Source organism: Pantoea sp. NGS-ED-1003 (assembly GCF_000738765.1).
Lineage (GTDB): Bacteria > Pseudomonadota > Gammaproteobacteria > Enterobacterales > Enterobacteriaceae > Pantoea > Pantoea septica.
Genome location: NZ_JPQA01000010.1, coordinates 127,140 through 147,714 on the forward strand (window position 1 = coordinate 127,140; position 20,575 = coordinate 147,714).

Below are 20,575 nucleotides of genomic sequence, written 5' to 3' on the forward strand. Positions count from 1 at the left end.
CGATTTGTTCAGTCCAGGCTAGCTTATTATAGACAGGGCAAGATGCAACCTGAGAAATTTAAAAATACGTTATGACAGACGGGTTCGCATTGATCTATCATCGCGCCGATTCAGGCAGCGTCGATTTAACGCCTGCGTGAATATAACCACCTTTTACCCGACGTTGTTTTATCCGTGGCGAAAAGTAATGAAAAATGAAAATGCTTATACTCTGGTCGCGTCCGACGGCCAACGTCAGGATGATATTAGCGCCTTGCGCGACGCTTTTTCTCTACAGGCTTTTCGCTATATCGACATCGCTCGCGAAGAGCGGCTGGCGAACATTGTCGCGCGCTGGCCGCTGTTAGCCGAAACGTCGGCGGAACAGCCGGGACGGTCGCGCTAATGCCGCTGATCGCGCTGCAAGGCGTACGCGGCGGTACGGGCGCCACCTCTATCGGCGCCGCGCTCGGCTGGGCGCTGACGGCGCTGGGCGAAGGCGTACTGCTGATTGACGGCTCTCCGGTGAGCCAGCTCGGCGCGCACTTTAATCTGCCCGCGCTGCCGGAAAAAGGCTGGATGCAGGCGCTGCTCGGCGGCGACGCCTGGCAGGGCGCTGCGCTGCGCTATCCCGATGGTCCTGATCTGCTGCCTCATGGCTCGCTTACTCATCAGAAAGATTTTACTTTGCTGCGTCAGGACGCCGCGATCGCCGCGCCGCTGCTCGACGCGCTGGCGGATCTGCAGCGCCGCTATCGCTGGATAATTTTTGATCTGCCCGCGGATTCGTTGCCCTGGCATGAGGCTCTCTATCCGCGGCTCGATGGCGTAATGCGCGTGCTGACACCTGACGCCAACTGTCATCTCCGTCTCTGTCAGCACTCTTTTACGCCGCATACGCGCTTTCTGATCAACCAGTTCAACGCCAACAGCCGGCTGCAGCAGGATCTGCATCAGCTATGGGTCGCGTCGCTGAATAACCTGATCCCGCTGCTTATCCATCGCGACGAAGCGCTGGCGGAAGCGCTGATGATGAAGCAGCCGGTAGGGGAGTATCGTCCGCATGCGCTGGTCAGCGAAGAGATCACCACGCTGGCGAACTGGCTGCTGCTCCATTTGAACGGAGAACAGCCGTGAATCCGCTGCGCTGGCTGCTGACCGCGCCGGTCTGGCAGGCGCTGCGTTCGCGTTACGTCACGGCGCGCGAGCGCGGCGCGTCCCGCTTCGCCAGCGGCCTGAATCTGTTCTGGTGCGCGCTGGGCTGGGCGCTGCTGCGTTTTGAGACGCCGGGATGGCAGCGCATTATTCAGGATCGCCGCCGTCTCTATCCGCATATCTCGCCGGAGCGCCCGCGCCCGCTGGATATTGTGCGCTATCTGGTGCAGACGCTGTGGCTGGTAGTTATTCTGCCGCAAGATGACAGCGGCCGCAGCGAGCGTCAGCGTTTTAAAGGCTTCCTGCCGCTGTTTCGCTGGCGGCAGCGCGGCTATCAGTGGCTCGATACGCTCTCCGCGCGAGTTCAGAATGGCAATGTCGACGCGCGTCTCGAACAGCGGCTGCAGCGGCTCTCGCCGCTGGCGCGTCGCCTCTTTTTTATCGGCGCGGCGCTGTTCGCTTCACTGCTGGCGCTGCTCTGTATCAGCCAGCCGTTCGGGCTGCTGACGCAGTTTATCTTCGTGGTGCTGCTCTGGAGCCTGGCGATGCTGGTGCGGCGCGTGCCGGGCCGCTTCCCGACCATGATGCTGATCGTGCTGTCGCTGACCGTCTCCTGCCGCTATCTGTGGTGGCGCTATACCTCGACGCTCAACTGGGACGATCCGCTTAGCCTGATATTCGGGCTACTGCTGATTGTGGCGGAAACCTACGCCTGGGTGGTGCTGGTGCTGGGCTATTTTCAGACGCTGTGGCCGCTTAACCGTCAGCCGGTCTCGATGCCTGCCACGCTCGATCAGTGGCCGAGCGTCGATCTGCTGGTGCCGACTTACAATGAGCCGCTCAGCGTGGTGAAGCCGACCATCTATGCGGCGATGGGCATCGACTGGCCGAAAGATCGTCTCAATATCTATCTGCTCGACGACGGCAGCCGCGAAGAGTTTCGCGAATTCGCCGCCAGCGTTGGCGTGAACTATGTAGTGCGACCGACGCACGAGCACGCCAAGGCGGGCAATATCAACCATGCGCTGAAAACGCGCTGCCGCAGCGAATTCGTCTCGATATTCGACTGTGACCACGTGCCGACGCGCGCCTTCCTGCAGATGACCATCGGCTGGTTTATCAAAGATCCGAAGCTGGCGATGCTGCAGACGCCGCACCACTTCTTCTCACCCGATCCCTTTGAACGCAACCTGGGCCGCTTCCGCCGCACGCCGAATGAAGGCTCGCTGTTTTACGGCCTGGTGCAGGACGGCAACGATACCTGGGATGCCACCTTCTTTTGCGGCTCCTGCGCCGTGCTGCGCCGCAGCGCGCTGGATGAGATCGGCGGCATCGCGGTGGAAACCGTGACCGAAGATGCGCACACCTCGCTGCGCCTGCACCGGCGCGGCTACGCCTCCGCCTATATCCGCATTCCTCAGGCGGCGGGGCTGGCGACCGAGAGCCTGTCGGCGCATATCGGCCAGCGCATCCGCTGGGCGCGCGGCATGGTGCAGATTTTCCGTCTTGATAATCCCTTGTTCGGCAAGGGGCTGAAGTGGGTGCAGCGCCTTTGCTACGCCAACGCCATGCTGCACTTTCTCTCCGGCATTCCGCGCCTGATCTTCCTGCTGGCGCCGCTGGCGTTTTTGCTCTGCCACGCCTACATCATCTACGCGCCCGCGTTGGCTATCGCTATCTACGTGCTGCCGCATATGCTGCACACCAGCCTGACCAACTCACGCATTCAAGGGCGCTGGCGTCACTCTTTCTGGAGCGAGGTGTATGAAACCGTGCTGGCCTGGTATATCGCCCGGCCGACCACCGTGGCCCTGTTCAATCCGCACAAAGGCAAATTCAACGTGACGGCGAAAGGCGGCCTGGTAGAAGAGCACCATCTCGACTGGGTGATCACCAAACCCTATATGTTCCTGGTGCTGCTCAACCTGGCGGGCGTGGCGATGGCCTTCTGGCGCATGAACTACGGCCCGGCCAACGAGGTGCTGACGGTCTGGGTGAGCCTGGTGTGGGTCATCTACAACATGGTGATCCTCGGCGGCGCGGTGGCGGTTTCCGTCGAGGCGCGGCAAATCCGCGAGGCGCACCGCGTGGAGATCGCCATGCCCGCCGCTATCGCGCGCGAAGATGGCCATATGCTGCCCTGTACGCTGCGCGACTACTCCGACGGCGGCGTCGGCGTCGAAATGCGTGAATCGAATGCGTTGAAGGAAGATGAAAAAGTCTGGCTGCTGCTGCGCCGCGGCCAGCAGGAGTTCAGCTTTCCGTGCCGCGTGCAGCGCGTCTTCGGCCTGCGCGCCGGTATTCGTCTGCATCAGCTGACGACCCAGCAACATATCGAATTTATCCAGTGCACCTTCGCCCGCGCCGATACCTGGGCGCTGTGGCAGGACGGTTTCCCGGAAGATAAACCGGTGCAGAGCCTCGCCGATATCATGATCCTCGGTTTTAAAGGCTATCTGCGCCTGGCGGAATATGGTCCGCCGCAGTTACGTCGGCTGTTTAACCTGCTTACCGCTGGGGTGAGCTGGCTGGCCTCGCTGTTGCCGCAGGGCATCGGGCGGACGCCCGCTTCAAAAAACGTATTGAGTTGATGATATGACGATGACGAGAGTGAACGGTTGGTTTACCGCCCTGCTGCTGGGCACCGCAACGCTAAGCTGTGCCGCCGCGCAGGACGCCGCGTCGGCGAATCCTGTCGATGCGGCGCTGGTTCAGACCGCACCGCAGGATCCCGGCGCGCCGGTGCGCGACAGCCGGCTCGACTTTACCAGTCTGGCGCCGCCGCCGGGCAGCATGACGCTGCGCGGCTCGCAGCCGAGCGGCCAGATTGAGTTCGGCGTGCGCAGCGACGAGGTGGTGACCCGCGCGCTGCTGAATCTCAGCTATCGTCCTTCGCCCGCGCTGCTGCCGACGCTATCGCAGCTTAAGGTCTATCTCAACGACGAGCTGATCGGCCTGATTACCGTTACGCCGGAGCAGCTCGGCAAAGAGACCCAGACCCAGCTGGCGATCGATCCCCGCTTTATCAGCGACTTCAACCGCGTACGCTTTGAGCTGGTGGGCCACTACACCAACGTGTGCGAGAACCCCGCCAACAGCACGATCTGGCTCGATATCGGCAAAGAGAGCGGCCTCGATTTAACGCTGCAAAAGCTGCCGCTGAAAAACGATCTGTCGCACTTTCCCGAGCCCTTCTTCGACGCGCGCGACAAGCGTCCGCTGACGCTGCCGGTAGTCTTCGCCGCGCAGCCGGACGTGGCGCAGCAGCGCGCCGCTGCGATGCTCGCCTCCTGGTTCGGCAGCAAAGCCGCGTGGCGCGGCCAGAACTTCCCGGTGCTCTACAACAAGCTGCCACAGCAGCAGCACGCCGTGGTGTTCGCCACCAACGACGCTCGTCCGGACTTTTTGAAAGATCTGCCGCCGGTGAACAAGCCCACGGTGGAAATCGTCAGCCAGCCCGACAATCCCTATGAAAAAATGCTGCTGATTTTGGGACGCAACGATGAGGATCTGCTGACGGCGGTGCAGGGCATCGCCCAGGGCGAACTGCTGCTGCGCGGCGATACCTCGACCATCTACAGCGTCAACCTGCAGGCGCCGCGTAAAGCCTACGACGCGCCAAACTGGGTGCGAACCGATCGACGCACCACTTTCGCCGAGCTGACGCAGTATGAAAACCAGCTGCAGTCCGACGGCATGCAGCCTAACCCCATCGGCCTGACGCTCAACCTGCCGCCCGATCTCTTCCTGGTGCGCGCGCGCGGCATCGATATGGATCTGAGCTATCGCTACACCGCGCCGTTCCAGGCGGACGGCTCGCGGCTGGCGGTCAACCTGAACAACCAGTTCATCCAGGACTATCCGCTGCCGCCGAAGAATACCGCCGGCCAGCAGCTGCTGCGTATTCCGCTGATTCAGGGACTGCAGGACAACAACCGTCAGCTGACGATTCCGGCGCTGCGTCTCGGCGTGGTTAACCAGCTGCGTTTCGACTTCGACTACGCCAACACTATCATCAGCGGCACCGCTGACGGGCGCTGCGAGAACGTGACGCCGGTCAGCCATCACGTGGTGGTAGACGACAGCTCCAGCGTCGATTTCTCCGGCTACCGTCACTATATCGAAATGCCGTCGCTGCGCGCGTTCGCGGGCGCGGGCTTCCCCTTCACGCGCTACGCCGATCTGGCGCAAACGCTGGTGCTGGTGCAGCCGAAACCTGACGCGCAGCAGGTCGGCACGCTGCTGAACGCGCTGGGCAATATCGGCGCGCAGACCGGCTATCCGGCGCTGCGGGTGCAGTTCAGCGACGACTGGAGCAAGGCGAAGTCGCAGGACGCCGATCTGCTGATGATCGGCGACATCCCAAAAGATCTGCAGGATGACCGCCGGATCGCTGCGCTGGTCGACGCCGCGGGCAGCTGGATAAAAACGCCGAAGCGCCAGGCGGCCATTGATGCCGGCAGCGTCAGCGAAGGCGATCGCGCGCCAGAGAGCACCACCGCCATCGGTTCGCGCGGCCCGCTGGCGACGGTGATCGGCTTCCAGTCGCCGTTCAACGATCAGCGCAGCGTGGTGGCGCTGCTGGCCGACGGCAGCCCTCGCAGCTGGCAGCTGCTGAACGAGGCGCTGACCGACAGCGGCAAGCGCGCCGCGATTTTCGGCTCCGCCGCCATTATTCGCGAGTCGGGCGTCAACAGCCTGCGCGTCGGCGACAACTATTTCGTTGGCCATCTCCCCTGGTGGGAGCGCCTGTGGACGATGCTGGCGACCCATCCGTTCTGGCTGGCGCTCTGCGCGGTGTTTGTCGTGGTGCTGTTTGCGCTGATGACCTGGCGCCTGATGCGCATCATTACGCGCCGCCGTCTGCTTGACGATGAAGATGAATAAAGCGAGCGCGCTGCGGGCGAGCCTGTTGCTGAGCGGCGTGCTGGGCGCGCTGCCGTGTCTGGCCGCGCCCGGCGCCGGACCGGAAGTCTCGCCGGTAGAGTGGCTGCTGTCGCAGGTCCGTACCGGCGAATCGACCAATAAATACGATCTGGTGCAGCAGGCGCTCTACCGGCTGGAGAAGATCGATCCCGATAATCCGCAGGTGCTGGCGGCGCGTCTGCGCCTGGCATTGCATCAGGGCGACGTTGCCGCCGCACAGACCCTGCTGACGCAGCTGCAAAAGGTCGCGCCCGATTCGGCGGCGACGCGCGAGTCCGCCGTCGGCCTGGCGCTTATCTCCGCTGAGGGACGGCAGAAGCTGCAGGAGGCGCGCCTGCTCGCCACGTCCGGCCGCCTCGCGGAAGCGAAAAGCGCCTACGACGCGCTGTTCAACGGCGTCTTTCCCGATGCGAATATCGCGCTGGAGTACTGGCGGCTGCTGGCGCGTATCCCGGGCCAGGACGGCGTGGCGTATCAGCAGCTTCAGGCGCTGGAACAGCGCTATCCCGGCAATATCGGCGTTGAGCTGCAGCTGGCCCGCATGGCGTTCGATCGCCAGCAGCCGGCCCAGGCGGTCGAGCAGCTGAAGCAGCTGGCGAAAAGCAGCGCCGGACGCGACGCCGCGGCAGAACTCTGGCTACAGCAGATCAATAATCAACCGGTGAGCGATAGCAGCGTGGCGCAGCTGAAAGCCTATCTGGAGGTGTTCTCCGACGGCGACGCGCAGAAGCAGGGCCAGGAGGCGCTGGCGAAGCAGCAGGCGCTGCTCGCCGATCCCGCCTATCGCGAGCGTATGCGCGGCCTGGCGCTGGTGGATGCGGGCGGCGGCGCCGAGGCTATCGCAGCGCTGAACGCCGCGCTCAAGGCGAACCCCAACGATGCCGACTTGATGGGCGCGATGGGCCAGGCGCAGGCGCGCGCCAATAACCGCGCTGCCGCCGTTCTCTGGCTGGAGCGCGCGATTCAGGCGGGTCAGCAGAGCACGCAGGTGGGCAAGTGGCAGTCGCTGCTGCAGAGCAACCGCTACTGGCAGGCGATCGACGAAGGCGACAAAGCGCTGGCGCAGCACGATCTCGACGGCGCGGAAAGGCATTATCGCGAGGCGCAGGCGCTCGATAGCAGCGACAGCTACGCCCTGATCGGCCTTGGCGATGTGGCGCTGGCGCGCAACAACGCGGAGAGCGCCGAGCAGCTCTGGCAGCGCGCGCTGCGGCTCGACGCCAGCAACACTACCGCGGTTCGCCGCCTGGCGGGACTTTATCAGACCCAGTCGCCGGCGCGCGCCATGGCCTTTATTAACGGTCTGCCCGCCGCGCAGCAGCGCGCGCTGGCCGACACGCTGCGATCTTTGCGCAGCGACAGCCTGCGCGCCGAAGCTGACGCGCTGGCGCAGCAGAGCCGCTGGCGCGAGGCGGCGGAGAAATATCGCCAGGCGCTGTCCCTGTCGCCGGACGACGTCTGGCTCAGCTACCGTCTGGCCGGCGCGCTGCGCAACGGCGGCGCGCCGCAGCAGGCGGACGCGGTTATAGCGACGCTGCAGCAGCAGCATCCGCAGGACGCGACCGCGCTCTATGCGTCGGCGCTCTATCTTTCCGGCAATGATAACGACGAGGCGGCGCTGGCGACCCTGCACCGTCTGCCGGAGGCGCAGTGGAGCAGCAATATGCGCGAACTGGCGGATCGCCTGACGCAGAATAAGCTGTTCGCGCGCGCCGAGGCGCTACGCGCGGCAGGGCAGGAGAGCGACGCCATCGCGCTGCTGCGCCAGCAGCCCGCCTCCAGCCGCCGCGACTTGACGCTGGCTGACTGGGCGCTGGCGCGGCGACGCGCAGCAGGCGCTTGAGGCTTATCAGCAGGTGCTTGAGCGGGATGCCGACAACGGCGACGCGTCGCTCGGGCGTATCGAAGCGCTGGTGGCGCTGAAGCGCAACAGCGAGGCGCGCACGGCGCTGAAGGCGCTGCCGCCCGCGCAGGCAAGCCTGAACGGCGATCGCCGCGTGGCGCTGGCGTGGCAGGCAGTCGGCGACGTCACGCAGGCCGCCGCGCAGTTCACGGGCCTGAAGCAGCGCGCCGCGGCGCAGCCGCCTTCGCAGGACAAAGCGCTGGTGTTTCGCGATGCGGCGCGGCTGGAACGCATGCAGCGGCAGCCTGACGCCGCGCTGGCCGATTATCAGCAGGCGATGGTCGCCAGCGGCATCGGCGACAGCAAGAACATCAGCCGGTTGACGCGCAATAATTCGCAGGATGACTGGCTGAAGCGCAGCATCCGCAGCGACACTGCCGATCTCTATCGCCAGCAGGACACCACGCTGATGCTGGAGCAGGATTATTCGCGCAACAAGGGCACCGCCGGCGTCTCCGATTTTACCGCGCATACCACCATGCTGCAGGCAGAAACGCCGCTTGCCGACGGGCGCGGCTTCTTCCGGCTCGATCGCGTTCAGATCTCGGCGGGCACCTTCTCTACCACCAACGGCACCTTTGACGAAACCTTCGGCAGCTGCGACGACGCCAACTCAGGCGGCTGCAGCCGCTACGCCAGCCAGCGCGACGAAGGCACCGCGCTGGGCGTCGGCTGGGGCAACGACGTCTGGTCGGCGGACCTTGGCACCACGCCGCTCGGCTTCGAGGTCACCAACTGGGTCGGCGGCGTCAGCTGGAAAACCGACGTTAAAGAGCTTGGCGTGACGCTCACCGCCTCGCGGCGCCCCATCTCCAGCTCGCTGCTCGCCTATGCGGGCGCACGCGATCCGGCGGCCAACGGCGGTAAAACCTGGGGCGGCGTGGTGGCGACCGGCGGCAGCGTCGGGCTGAGCTACGATCGCGGCGGCGCGCACGGCGTCTGGGCTGATATCAGCGCGCATCAGATCACCGGCGAGAACGTGGCGGACAATAGCCGCGAGCGGCTGATGGCGGGTTATTACTATAAGGTGATCAATAGCGATAATCGCCGCGCCACGGTGGGCCTCAACACCATGCTCTGGCATTATCAGAAGGATCTCAGCGACTACACCTTCGGCCAGGGCGGCTACTACAGCCCGCAGGAGTATCTCGCGCTTTCCGTGCCCGTTACCTGGCGGCAGCGCACCGAGAACTGGTCGTTCAATCTGGGCGGCTCGGTCTCCTGGTCGCACTCGAAAACTGACGCGCAGCAGCGCTATCCGGTTAATCCCGGCTTTGCTCTGGCGAGCAATCCGACCTCGGCGAGCAGCAGCGGAGGCGGCGTCGGCTATACTGTACAGGCCGTGGTCGAGCGCCGCGTGACGCCGCACTGGTTTATCGGCGCAGGCGTCGATATTCAGCAGGCGAAGGACTATACGCCAAGCCACGGACTGCTCTATGTGCGCTACTCTGCCGCCGGCTGGGACGGCGATCTCGATATGCCGCCGGAGCCGCTAATTCCTTACGCAGATTTCAAATAATCGTCGGCCCGCGCAAAACTCGGACTCTGACAGGCAGTAAAAAAAGTGAGTTCCAGGATATACTTGCTGCGCATTTTCCTGTCTGATAGCTGTGCTTTTTAGCCTGGAGAAGATTTTGCGCGTCAGCCGTTCACTTACGATAAAGCAAATGGCGACGGTATCCGCGGTGGCGCTGATTACCGTTTCTATCTTTATCGTCATTCAACTGTTTCATTTTGTGCAGCAGCGCAGGATCGACTATGCCCAGCAGATGGAGAATATCGCTCATACGGTGCGCCAGCCGCTCTCCGAGGCGGTGTTAAAGGCGGATATCGCCCAGGCTGAGCGGATTCTGCAAACCCTGAAGCCCGCCGGCGTCCTGTCGCGCGCCGACGTGGTGCTGCCCAACGCCTTTCAGGCGCTGCACGCCAGTTTCGAAAACGAAAAGCCGATCCCGCTGTTTATCGCCCGCCTGTTCGAACTGCCGGTACAGATCACCCTGCCGCTCTATTCGGTGGAGAGCAGCGGCTCGCCCAAGCCGCTCGCCTATCTGGTGTTGCAGGCGAATTCGACGCGCGTTTACCAGTTTATCCTCAGCACCGTTTCCACCATGGTCACTACCTATCTGCTGCTGGCGCTGATCCTGTCGGTGGCGATCAGCTGGTGCATCAACCGGCTGGTGGTTCATCCGCTGCGCAGCATCTCGCGCGAGCTGCAGGAGCTGCCGCCGCAGGCGATCCTGACTCACAAACTGGCGCTGCCCGCCAGCCATCGCGACGATGAAATCGGCATGCTGATCCGCAGCTATAACCGCAACCAGCAGGTGCTGGAGTCGGTGCATGACGAGATGAGCCGGCTGACCACCCATTATGCCGTTACCGATCTGCCCAATCGCGCGCTCTTTCTGGCGCTGCTCGACCAGCATATCCGCAGCCACAGCAAAGGGTTCGGGCTGATGGTGATCCGCATTGAAACGCTGCAGGAAGCCAACGGCGTACTGAGCGACGAGCAGCGCGATACTCTGATGCTGACGCTGGTCGAGAAGATCCGCAGCACCGTCGACGACCATACGCTGCTGGCGCAAACCGGGCCGAGCGACTTCGCGCTGCTGATGAAGCGCGCCGGTACGCCGTTTCGCGCCATGCGCCTGGCGCGCAATCTGATGATCCGTCTGAATCAGCCGGTGACGCTGCACCAGCTGCAGCTGCGGCCCAACGCCAGCATCGGCCTGGCGCTCTATGACGAAGAGCCGCTTTCCGCCAACGAGCAGCTCGACCGCGCTACCTCGGCGATGATGTCGGCGCGCCATTTAGGCAAGAACCAGATCCTCTTTTTCGACGCGGCGCTCACCGAGCGGGCGCAAAAGCGCCTGACGCAGGAGCATGACATTCTGCAGGGGCTGCAGGACGAGCAGTTCCGGCTCTTCCTGCAGCCGCAAATCAATATGCAGACCGGCGAACTGGCCGGCGCCGAGGCGCTATTGCGCATGCGCATGCCGGACGGCAGCTACGGCCTGACGGAAGAGTTTATCGCCAGCGCTGAAGAGATCGGCGTTATCGCCGCCATCGGACGCTGGGTGTTCGAAGAGGCGTGTCGCATTCTCGCCGGCTGGCAGAAGCGCGGCATACTTATCCCGCTCAGCGTTAACATCTCCGCCGTGCAGCTGCGCGACGCCAGCATGGTGCATCATCTGCAGGGCCTGCTGCAGCGCCATCAGATTGCGCCCGGCAGCTTTGTGCTGGAGATTACCGAAACCGCGCAGATGGGCGATGCCGAAATGGCGATGGCGCTGCTGCGCTCGCTGCAAACGGTGGGCGTTGCGGTGGCGCTGGACGATTTCGGCATGGGCTACTCCAATCTTAACTACCTGCACCAGTTTAAATCGCTGCCGGTCAGCAAGCTGAAGATGGACCGCAGCTTCGTCGCCGCGCTGCCGGATGACGACACCATGGTGCGCATCGTGGCGGCCATCGCCGAGATTATCGATCTCGACGTCATCGCCGAAGGGGTCGAGACCGCCGAGCAGCGCGACTGGCTGCTGGCGCGCGGCATTCATATCGGTCAGGGCTATCTCTATGCCGAGGCGCTGTCGCTGGAACGCTTTACTCAAACCTGGCTGCCGGCGTCGGTCGACAGCGAGGATGCGCCCGCAGCCGAAGAGTAGCCGAACTTTTGTCCCCTTTCTACCCACTCACTCGCGGGCGTAGATCACCCTCTGATTCATTGATTTTTCGCGTTTTTTAGTTACAAAAGGTCGTGCTGAAGCGTTTCAGTTCATAGTTGCGTTTCCAGAAATCCCCCGGCCTTTGTAAGCCTGTATTAATCCCGTTAACAGGGTGTTATTTTTTGCCAACCGCCAGCGCCGGGGCGCGCGCTGCTTGCGGACACAATAAAACGACAACCTCACAACCCTGTTGTAGTGGACACCTGTTATGAAAACCTCACTGTTTAAAAGCCTCTATTTTCAGGTGCTGTTAGCCATCGGCATCGGCGTTCTGTTAGGCCATTTCTATCCGGAGTTAGGCACGCAAATGAAGCCGCTTGGCGATGGCTTCGTCAAACTGATCAAGATGATCATCGCGCCCGTGATTTTCTGTACGGTCGTGACCGGGATCGCCGGCATGGAGAGCATGAAAGCGGTGGGGCGTACCGGTGCGGTCGCGCTGCTCTATTTTGAAATCGTCAGTACCATCGCCCTGATTATCGGTCTGGTGGTGGTCAACGTTCTGCAGCCGGGCGTCGGCATGAACGTCGATCCGGCGACGCTGGATGCGAAAGCGGTCGCGGTCTATGCCCAGCAGGCGGAACAGCAGGGCGTCATCGCCTTCCTGCTGGACGTTATCCCAGGCAGCGTTATCGGCGCCTTCGCCAGCGGCAACATCCTGCAGGTGCTGCTGTTCGCAATTCTGTTCGGCTTCGCGCTGCATCGCCTCGGCAGCTCCGGCACGCTGATCTTCAACGTGATTGAGAGCTTTTCGAAGGTGATCTTCGGCATCATCAATATGATTATGCGTCTCGCTCCTATCGGCGCGTTCGGTGCCATGGCCTTCACCATCGGTAAATATGGCGTCGGTTCGCTGGTGCAGCTCGGCCAGCTGATTGTCTGCTTCTATATTACCTGCGCACTGTTCGTCGTCATCGTGCTTGGGCTTATCGCACGCGTCGCCGGCTTCAATATCTTCCGCTTCGTCGCCTATATCAAAGAGGAGCTGCTGATCGTGCTCGGCACCTCTTCCTCTGAGTCGGCGCTGCCGCGCATGCTGGATAAGATGGAGAAGCTGGGCTGTAAGAAATCGGTGGTGGGGCTGGTAATCCCGACCGGCTACTCGTTTAATCTCGACGGCACCTCGATTTATCTGACTATGGCGGCGGTGTTTATCGCCCAGGCGACCAACGCGCACATGGACATCTTCCATCAGATTACCCTGCTGGTGGTGCTGCTGCTCTCGTCGAAGGGCGCGGCGGGCGTGACCGGCAGCGGCTTTATCGTGCTGGCGGCGACGCTGTCGGCGGTGGGCCATCTGCCGGTGGCGGGTCTGGCGCTGATCCTCGGCATCGACCGCTTTATGTCCGAAGCGCGCGCGCTGACCAACCTGATCGGCAACGGCGTGGCGACCGTGGTCGTAGCGAAGTGGGTTGGCCAGCTTGATGAAAACCAGCTGAAAGCGACGCTTTCCAGCAAGGCGAAAGCGAAAAAACTGCCGGAAACCTCCGCTTAAGTACAGCTTTACAGCAAAATCCCTCTAAATGCCCGCTGTCGCTTGCCCTGACAGCGGGCATTTGCATAATAATGCCCACTTATTTTTTTCATGGTTTTTCACTTCGTTGCGCGACTTCCTGGCCTTCACGTGGTCAAAGACTCTGTTGTCGAAAAACGACGCGGCTAAAACGAGAAAAACTCACCGCGTATTACAACGGCGAAACGTGCCAGTGATAACGACTTTTAGATTAGAGGTTCACATGCAGGGCACCAGAATTCGGCTTTTAGTTGGGGGGTTAGCGTGGGTGGCCGCCAGTTTTGGCGCCTGGGCCGAAACGCTGCAGCCCGATCCAGCCTGGCAAGAAGGGAAACTGGATAACGGATTAAGCTGGCAGCTGCTGACAACGCCGCAGCGCCCCAGCGATCGCATTGAACTGCGTATGGTGGTGAATACCGGCTCGCTGGTAGAGACTACCCAGCAGACCGGCTTCAGCCACCTGCTGCCGCGTCTGGCGATGGTGCATAACGCCGCGCTCGACACCAACCAGCAGCGCGCACTGTGGCAGCAGGCCATGGACCCGCAGCATCCGCTGCCGCCCGCCATCGTTTCCTACGACTTTACCCAGTACAACCTTAGCCTGCCCAACAACCGCCCGGAGCTGCTGAAAGAGGCGCTTAACTGGCTGGCAGCGACGGCGGGCAAAATGTCCATTAACGAGCAGGTGGTCAGCACCGCGCTGAGCGCCTCCGATCCTGCCGCGACCTGGCCCGCCAATACCCAGGATGTGCTGTGGCGCTATCGCCTGAAGGGCTCGACCCTGCTGGCGCACGACCCGGCCGAGCAGCCGCGCGCGCCGATCGACCTCAACGCGCTGAACGCCTTTTACCAGCAGTGGTATACGCCGGACGCCATGACGCTTTATGTGGTGGGCAACGTCGAGAGCCGCAGCCTGGCGGAGCAGATCAACAAAGCCTTCTCCTCGCTGACCGGCAAGCGCAGCAATCCCGCGCCGTTGCCGACGCTGTCGCCGCTGCCGCATCAGCCGATTAATCTGGTCAACGGCGCGATGAGCCAGGATCGCCTGGCCCTGATTTGGGATACGCCCTGGCAGCCGATTCGCGATTCGCAGAATCTGCAGCGTTACTGGCAGAGCGATCTGGCGCGCGAGGCGCTGTTCTGGCATCTGCAGCGCACGCTGGGTGACAGCAAAGCGCAGAACCTGCAGATCGGTTTCGACTGCCGCGTGCTCTACCAGCGCGCCCAGTGCTCGGTTAATCTCGACGCGCGCAACGACGCGCTGGAGTCAGGCCTGAACCTGGTGTCGCGCGAGCTGGCTGTGGTGCGCGACAAAGGGCTGCCGCAGGAGGAGTTTGACGCGCTGATGGCGCAGAAGCTGCTGGAGCTGAACAAGCTGTTCGCCACCTATGCGCGCACCGATACCGATGTGCTGATGAGCCAGCGCCTGCGTTCGCAGCAGAACGCCGTGGTAGATATCGCGCCGGAGCAGTATCAAAAGCTGCGTCAGGCGTTTCTGAGCGAGCTGACACGCGATCGGCTGAACCAGGAGCTGCGTCAGCAATTGTCGCAGGAGGTTACGCTGGTGCTGATGCAGCCGGAAGGCGAAGCGGAGACCAACGTGAAGAGTTTGCAGGCGATATGGGACAAGGTGATGGCGCCGCCAGCGGCCGCCGACGCCGCGCCGCAGGAGAGCAGCGCCAGCGACAGCGCGCCGCCTTCCTCCTGATCCGTCAGGTTTTCGCCCTGAGCCACTCGGTCACCAGCATCGGCCAGCTGGCAAGGGGCAGATCCGCCACGCCGCGGATGCCGAATCCGTGGCCGCCTTTCTGATAAAAGTGCAGCTCCGCGGGCACCTTGTGTTCGCGGAGCGCGCTGAAAAACGCCATGCTGTTGTTTACCGAGACCGTTTCATCATCCGCCGCGTGGATCAGCAGCGTCGGCGGCGTCTGCGCGTGTACGCGCGTCTCCAGCGAATAGGCTTCGATGGTTTTCGCATCGGGCCAGGCTCCGAGCAGGCGCGTGCGGGAACCCTCATGCGCCACGCCGTCGCGCATGCTGATAACCGGATAGACCAGCACCATCGCGTCGGGACGCGGCGAGAAGCTATCTGCGGCGTCCTGCACCGGGTAGATTTTTTCGCCAAAGCGCGTGCCCAGGCTGGCGGCGACGTGACCGCCCGCCGAGAAGCCCGTCATCACGATATATTTGCCGTTCAGGCCGCGCTGGGCGCGATCGCGCAGCACGCGCACCGCACGCTGCGCGTCGGCCAGCGGCGCGTCCGCGCCTTCGTGATGGCCGTCGTAGGGCAGGCGATAGGTCATTACCGCCAGGGTGTAGCCCATCGCAGTGAAAAAGGTCGCCAGCGCGCTGCCTTCGCGGTCGATCAGTACGCGCTGATAGCCGCCGCCCGGCGCCACCAGCAGCGTGATGCCGTTGGACTCTTCGGGATGCCAGATGGCGATCTCCGGACAGCGCACGCCGGTCGCCGCGCGATCGTAAGGCTCATACTCTTTCGCCAGATCGACGATTTGCGGCTGCGCGCGCGAATCGCTGGCGCCTGGCGCGTCGCCATTGGGCCAGATATTGATAATTTCTGTGTGCATAAAACGGTCCTGATGCGAGGAATGTTGTCGTTTTTTTATCGCGGCCGGCTAAACAGCGTCCTGCTGTTATTGAGGAAAAGATGGTCTTTTTTGCGGCGGTCGTCCATCCGAAAAGGGCCCTGAGCGGCGGATTCAGACTATGCCTGGAGTAAAGAATAAGCGGGATTTCAGGTGCAGAAAGCAGCCTGATACAGGCATGGAAATCAGTGCCAGCGTTAATTTTTCTCTTAACGGCAACTGGTCGTAGACTGTCAGGCGTTAAGGCAAATTTAAGGCGGTTTCGGCCATGCGTTCGCCGGGGAGAAATCGCACGCCCCGCAAAGCGGGGCGGACGTTATGCCGGCATCGCCTCCAGCGGAATAATCGCGCCGCGATGCTGGATCACCGTGCTGGCGGTCAGGTGGCCGCGCTCGGCGGCGGCCTGCGGCGAGCCGCCCGTCAGGCGCTGCGACAGATAGCCGGCGCTGAAAGAGTCGCCCGCCGCGGTGGTGTCGATGATACGCGCCGCATCGAGACGCACCGCTGGCACGTCAATCAGCGCGTCGTCACCGATCGCTACCAGACAGGAGTCCGCGCCGCGCTTAATCACGATTTCGCTGGCGCCTGCGGCGTGGGTGCGCTCAATCACTGCGCTTAATGGATGCTCGCCCCATAGCAGATGTTCGTCATCCAGCGTCAAAAAGGCGATATCGGTGCGCTGCAGCATCGCCCGATAGGCCTGCTGCGCGCTCGCCTTGTCGGCCCACAGGCGCGGACGATAGTTATTGTCGAAAATGACCTGGCCGCCGTTGGCGCGGCAGCGATCCAGCAGCGCCATCAGCTTATCGCGACTGTCGTCAGGCAGGATCGCCAGCGAAATGCCGCTCAGGTAGAGATAGTCATAGCGCGCCAGCTCGTCGACGATAGCGGCGGATTGCGGAGCATCTAGCCAGTAGCGCGCGGCGGCGTCGCTACGCCAGTACCAGAAGGTGCGTTCACCTTTATCATCGGTTTCAATGACATACAGGCCGGGCATTTTGTTTTCCAGCCGCTGGATTAGGCGGGTGTTTACCTTCTCCTGCTGCCAGGCGGCGATCATCTGATCGCTGAAGGAGTCGATGCCCAGCGCCGTCACATAGTCGACGCTGAGCTGCGTCTCATCTACCTGCCGCGCCAGATAGACCGCCGTGTTCAGCGTATCGCCGCCGAAGCCGCGTTTAATGCTCTCACCCTTCTCGGACAGCTCAATCATGCACTCGCCGATAATGGCTATTTTTTTATGCGTCATGGTCTTTGGCCTGTAGTGAAATAGTGCCTTAGTCTCGCGTCTGGTATGGCAGACGTCAATGATTTTTAAAACGGTGTTTTAATTCCACTTAAGGTGAAAAAAGCCTGTCTTCGCGGCGATTTAACGGACAAAGGCGGGCTTTTTTTCACGATTGCGCCCGATACGGATTGGTACACTCTGTAGTCTTATGTGACCAGCAGGCGGACAGAGATAGGGCGGGCACAGCTGACACTCGCCGCCGCGCTGACACATGGCACTTGCCACCAACCAGGAAAAAACCATGGTGATGAAGAATATTAGTCATCGGCTACCTTCTTCAACTGACATCAACCCACAACAGGAAGCGCGTCTCTTCTGGCAGCAATGCCAACGATTCTACACTTTCCAGCCGATATACCAGGTATCGGGCCGGTTGCTGGCAATTGAAATCCTGACCGCGGTCACGCATCCGACCGCGCCGGAAAAGAAACTCTCGCCGGAGGAGTACTTTGAGGCGCTGGCGATTAATCAGCGTCTGCACGTAGTCCATGAGCAGCTGGCGCTGCTAAAAGAGTGGCAGCCCTTTTTTTGCGACAACCAGATCGTGGCGTCGGTGAATATTGACGGGCCGACGCCGATGGCGATTCAGCAGCATCCGCCGATTCGACGCCTGATTACCGAGCTGCCGTGGGTGCGCTTCGAACTCACCGAACATCACGCGCTGCCGCAGGAAGAGATGATCGCGCAGATGCCAGAGCTGGGGCCGCTGTGGCTGGACGATTTCGGTTCCGGTATGGCTAACTTTTCCGCGCTGACGGAGCTGAAGTACGACTACATCAAGCTGTCGCGCGAGCTGTTTATCCTGCTGCGCCGCACCGAAGAGGGCCAGGCGCTCTTCTCGATGCTGCTGGCGTTGATTAACCGTTACTGTAACGGCGTGATCGTCGAAGGCGTCGAGACTGAAGAGGAGTGGCGGCAGGTGTGCTGTTCGCCCGCAATGGCGGCGCAGGGTTACTTTTTTTCAAGGCCGGTCCCCTTTTCGCAACTTAATCATCTGCCGCTTCAGCTTGTCTGATGCCGTTCCACAACGTCTCGACTATCTTTAACGGAGACTGTGGACAGGCAAGGAGGAAGCGAGATGTCGCGCACGGGAAAAGTTGTTAGCTGGATAGTCGGGATTTTTTTGTTGCTGATCGTGGTGGTGGTGATCATCATCGCGACCTTTGACTGGAATCGTCTCAAGCCCACCATCAACCAGAAAGTCTCGACGGAACTGAATCGCCAGTTCGCGATTCGCGGCGATCTGGGCGTCGCCTGGGAGCGCAACCGCGATGAGCCGGGCTGGCGTAGCTGGATACCCTGGCCGCATGTGCATGCGCAGGACATTATATTAGGCAATCCGCCCGAGATGGCGGAGGTGACGATGGTGCATCTAGAGCGCGTCGACGCTACCCTGTCGCCGCTGGCGCTGCTGCATAAAGAAGTTTACCTGCCGTGGATCAAACTTCAGCAGCCCGATGCGCGGCTGATTCAAACCGCCGACAAAAAGAACAACTGGACCTTCAATCTCGCCGACAGCAAAAATCCTGATGCCAGTGCGGCGCCATCCGCCTGGTCATTCCGCCTCGACAATATTCTGTTTGACCAGGGCCAGCTGCGCTACCGCGATGCGGTCAATAAAGCTGACGTGACGGTAAAAATCAATCCGCTCGGCAAGCCGGTGCCTTATGGGCAGATTGCCGGCGGCAGCGACGCGCAGAAAGGCGCGGGCGACTTTGTTTTCGGCTGGGAGGCGCGCGGCACCTATAACAACGAACAGCTGGAAGGGGAAGGCAAAACCGGCGGCATGCTCTCGCTGCGCAGCAAAAACACGCCGTTCCCGATTCAGGCCGATATACGTAACGGCTCTACGCGCGTGCAGGTCACGGGCGGCATTCAGGATCCGATGAATCTTGGCGGCGTGAACGTGCGGCTGCGCTTCTCCGGCGATACGCTCGCCAATCTCTATGGGCTGACCGGCGTGCTCTTGCCCGATACGCCGCCCTATGAAACCGACGGTCACCTGACCGCCCGCTTCACCGGCAAAAAAGGGCCCGAATACCACTACGAAAACTTCAACGGCCATATCGGCGACAGCGATATTCACGGCACGCTCACTTATACCCAAGGCAAACCACGTCCGGCGCTGGTGGGCGAGCTGAGTTCGAAACAGCTGCGTATGGCGGATCTAGGGCCGCTTATCGGCGTCGACTCCGGCAAAGGCAGCGCGAAAACCGCGCAGGCGAAGGCGAAGCGCGGCGAAAAAGCGGCGCAGCCCGCCGATCGCGTGCTGCCGCATGACACCTTCGATACCAAAAGCTGGGACGTCATGGACGCCGACGTGAAGTTCACCGGCAAGCGCATCGAACATGGCAATTCGCTGCCGTTGAGCGATCTTTATACCCACTTACAGCTGAAAAATGGCGACCTGCTGCTCGATCCGCTGCGCTTCGGCATGGCGGGCGGCACGCTGAACAGCACGATTCGTCTGGAAGGGGATAAGTCGCCGATGCGCGGTCGCGCCGACATCCACGCGCGTCGTCTGCATCTGCGTCAGCTCTTCCCTAATGTCGAAGCGATGCAGCGCAGCCTGGGCCAGCTAAACGGCGACGCCAGCTTTACCGGCAGCGGCAACTCGGTGGCCGATCTGCTCGCGACCAGTAACGGCCAGCTGAAACTGCTGATGAATAACGGCTTAATCAGCCGCAGCCTGATGGAGATCGCCGGGCTGAACGTCGGCAACTATGTGGTTGGCAAGCTGTTTGGCGACGATGAGGTGCGTATCAACTGCGCCGCGACCGACGTGAAGCTGCAAAACGGCGTCGCGACGCCGAACCTGTTCGTGTTTGATACCGAAAATGCGGTCATCAACGTCACCGGCAACGCCAACTTCGCCAGCGAGCGTCTGGATCTCTCGATCAATCCAGAGAGCAAAGGCATCCGCATCGTGACGCTGCGTTCGCCGCTTTACGTTCGCGGCACCTTCAAAAATCCTGACGCCGGCGTTAAAGCCGGGCCGCTGCTGGCGCGCGGCGCGGCCGCCGTTGCGCTCGGCACCGTGGTCGGCCCTGCCGCCGCGCTGCTGGCGTTGATCAGCCCAAGCGACAATGAAGATAACCAGTGCAGCAACGTGCTGCAGCAGATGAAAAGTAAAAAGTGATCAGCTGCGGTAGAGCACTTTAATGATGTGATAGCCAAATGCGGTTTTCACCGGCCCGAAAGGTTTTATCAGCGGGCAGGTGAAGACCGCTTTATCGAAGGCCGGCACCATCTGGCCCTGTCGAAACTCGCCTAAATCGCCGCCGTTGCGTCCGGAAGGACAGGTAGAGTGTTTCTTCGCCAGCTGCTGAAAACTGGCGCCCTTTTCCAGCTTCGCCAGCAGCTCGTTAGCCAGCGCTTCCTCTTTCACCAGGATGTGTAAAGCCGCCGCGGTTTTCGCCATGATAGTCCTCTGATTGTGTATACTGACCGCCCATTATTTCATCCTCCTCTCTTTTTACTGAGCGA

12 protein-coding genes and 1 pseudogene are annotated in these 20,575 nt (G+C 61.7%); 10 read left to right on the forward strand and 3 right to left on the reverse strand.

Translation table 11 applies throughout. The annotated features are described in order from the left end of the window. The first annotated feature begins 187 nt into the window (after positions 1-187). From bcsR to JS46_RS19070, 8 genes and pseudogenes are all read left to right on the forward strand, one after another. Positions 188-385, forward strand: coding sequence for a cellulose biosynthesis protein BcsR (gene bcsR, locus JS46_RS19035; RefSeq protein ID WP_033754498.1), 198 nt, complete (start codon positions 188-190; stop codon positions 383-385). Beyond that, entirely contained in the window at positions 385-1,116 is a 732-nt protein-coding gene (gene bcsQ, locus JS46_RS19040) for a cellulose biosynthesis protein BcsQ (RefSeq protein ID WP_033754500.1), read from the forward strand. The genes bcsR and bcsQ overlap by 1 nt, the downstream gene beginning before the upstream one ends. Then, positions 1,113-3,725 carry a UDP-forming cellulose synthase catalytic subunit gene (gene bcsA / locus JS46_RS19045; protein WP_033754504.1) on the forward strand — a complete coding sequence of 871 codons (2,613 nt, stop codon included), beginning with the start codon at positions 1,113-1,115 and terminating at the stop codon, positions 3,723-3,725. The genes bcsQ and bcsA overlap by 4 nt, the downstream gene beginning before the upstream one ends. 4 nt (positions 3,726-3,729) lie before the next feature. Next, positions 3,730-6,021 (forward strand): cellulose biosynthesis cyclic di-GMP-binding regulatory protein BcsB, encoded by a 2,292-nt coding sequence (gene bcsB / locus JS46_RS19050; RefSeq protein ID WP_200879046.1) that lies wholly within the window; start codon positions 3,730-3,732, stop codon positions 6,019-6,021. Beyond that, positions 6,014-9,482: pseudogene (bcsC, locus tag JS46_RS22970) on the forward strand (cellulose synthase complex outer membrane protein BcsC). Before bcsB ends, bcsC begins: the two are co-directional and overlap by 8 nt. Positions 9,483-9,597: 115 nt before the next feature. Beyond that, entirely contained in the window at positions 9,598-11,625 is a 2,028-nt protein-coding gene (hmsP, locus tag JS46_RS19060; RefSeq protein ID WP_033754701.1) for a biofilm formation regulator HmsP, read from the forward strand. A gap of 268 nt (positions 11,626-11,893) precedes the next feature. Beyond that, positions 11,894-13,180: a dicarboxylate/amino acid:cation symporter gene (locus JS46_RS19065; protein WP_033754506.1), complete on the forward strand. Its 1,287-nt coding sequence runs from the start codon at positions 11,894-11,896 to the stop codon at positions 13,178-13,180. 241 nt (positions 13,181-13,421) lie between these two features. Beyond that, the gene (locus JS46_RS19070) at positions 13,422-14,906 is read left to right on the forward strand and encodes a pitrilysin family protein (RefSeq protein WP_033754509.1); all 1,485 of its coding nucleotides are present in this window, start codon (positions 13,422-13,424) and stop codon (positions 14,904-14,906) included. 4 nt (positions 14,907-14,910) lie between these two features. On the opposite strand, the gene JS46_RS19075 is transcribed toward JS46_RS19070, so the two are convergent. Then, positions 14,911-15,783 carry an alpha/beta hydrolase gene (locus JS46_RS19075; RefSeq protein ID WP_033754512.1) on the reverse strand — a complete coding sequence of 291 codons (873 nt, stop codon included), beginning with the start codon at positions 15,781-15,783 and terminating at the stop codon, positions 14,911-14,913. A gap of 334 nt (positions 15,784-16,117) precedes the next feature. Further along, positions 16,118-17,050 carry a sugar kinase gene (locus JS46_RS19080; protein WP_033754514.1) on the reverse strand — a complete coding sequence of 311 codons (933 nt, stop codon included), beginning with the start codon at positions 17,048-17,050 and terminating at the stop codon, positions 16,118-16,120. A 280-nt stretch (positions 17,051-17,330) separates the two neighbouring features. Between JS46_RS19080 and pdeH the strand changes: the two genes are divergently transcribed. Together pdeH and JS46_RS19090 are read left to right on the forward strand one after the other, a co-directional pair. Beyond that, the gene (gene pdeH / locus JS46_RS19085; RefSeq protein ID WP_033754516.1) at positions 17,331-18,104 is read left to right on the forward strand and encodes a cyclic-guanylate-specific phosphodiesterase; all 774 of its coding nucleotides are present in this window, start codon (positions 17,331-17,333) and stop codon (positions 18,102-18,104) included. A gap of 63 nt (positions 18,105-18,167) precedes the next feature. After that, positions 18,168-20,228, forward strand: a complete 2,061-nt coding sequence (locus tag JS46_RS19090; protein WP_033754519.1) for an AsmA family protein — start codon at positions 18,168-18,170, stop codon at positions 20,226-20,228. Here JS46_RS19090 and ppiC read toward each other — a convergent pair whose 3' ends face one another. After that, on the reverse strand, positions 20,229-20,510 hold the full coding sequence (gene ppiC, locus JS46_RS19095; protein ID WP_033754522.1) for a peptidylprolyl isomerase PpiC: 282 nt from the start codon (positions 20,508-20,510) through the stop codon (positions 20,229-20,231). Between the last annotated feature and the right edge of the window lie 65 nt (positions 20,511-20,575).

Excerpts from the sequence above, each read along its gene's own strand:
- JS46_RS19065 (WP_033754506.1), top strand. The coding sequence starts at position 11,894 with ATGAAAACCTCACTGTTTAAAAGCCTCTATTTTCAGGTGCTGTTAGCC.
- bcsQ (WP_033754500.1), top strand. The coding sequence starts at position 385 with ATGCCGCTGATCGCGCTGCAAGGCGTACGCGGCGGTACGGGCGCCACC.
- JS46_RS19080 (WP_033754514.1), bottom strand. The coding sequence starts at position 17,050 with ATGACGCATAAAAAAATAGCCATTATCGGCGAGTGCATGATTGAGCTG.
- JS46_RS19090 (WP_033754519.1), top strand. The coding sequence starts at position 18,168 with ATGTCGCGCACGGGAAAAGTTGTTAGCTGGATAGTCGGGATTTTTTTG.
- ppiC (WP_033754522.1), bottom strand. The coding sequence starts at position 20,510 with ATGGCGAAAACCGCGGCGGCTTTACACATCCTGGTGAAAGAGGAAGCG.
- JS46_RS19075 (WP_033754512.1), bottom strand. The coding sequence starts at position 15,783 with ATGCACACAGAAATTATCAATATCTGGCCCAATGGCGACGCGCCAGGC.
- pdeH (WP_033754516.1), top strand. The coding sequence starts at position 17,331 with ATGGTGATGAAGAATATTAGTCATCGGCTACCTTCTTCAACTGACATC.
- bcsR (WP_033754498.1), top strand. The coding sequence starts at position 188 with ATGAAAAATGAAAATGCTTATACTCTGGTCGCGTCCGACGGCCAACGT.
- bcsB (WP_200879046.1), top strand. The coding sequence starts at position 3,730 with ATGACGATGACGAGAGTGAACGGTTGGTTTACCGCCCTGCTGCTGGGC.
- JS46_RS19070 (WP_033754509.1), top strand. The coding sequence starts at position 13,422 with ATGCAGGGCACCAGAATTCGGCTTTTAGTTGGGGGGTTAGCGTGGGTG.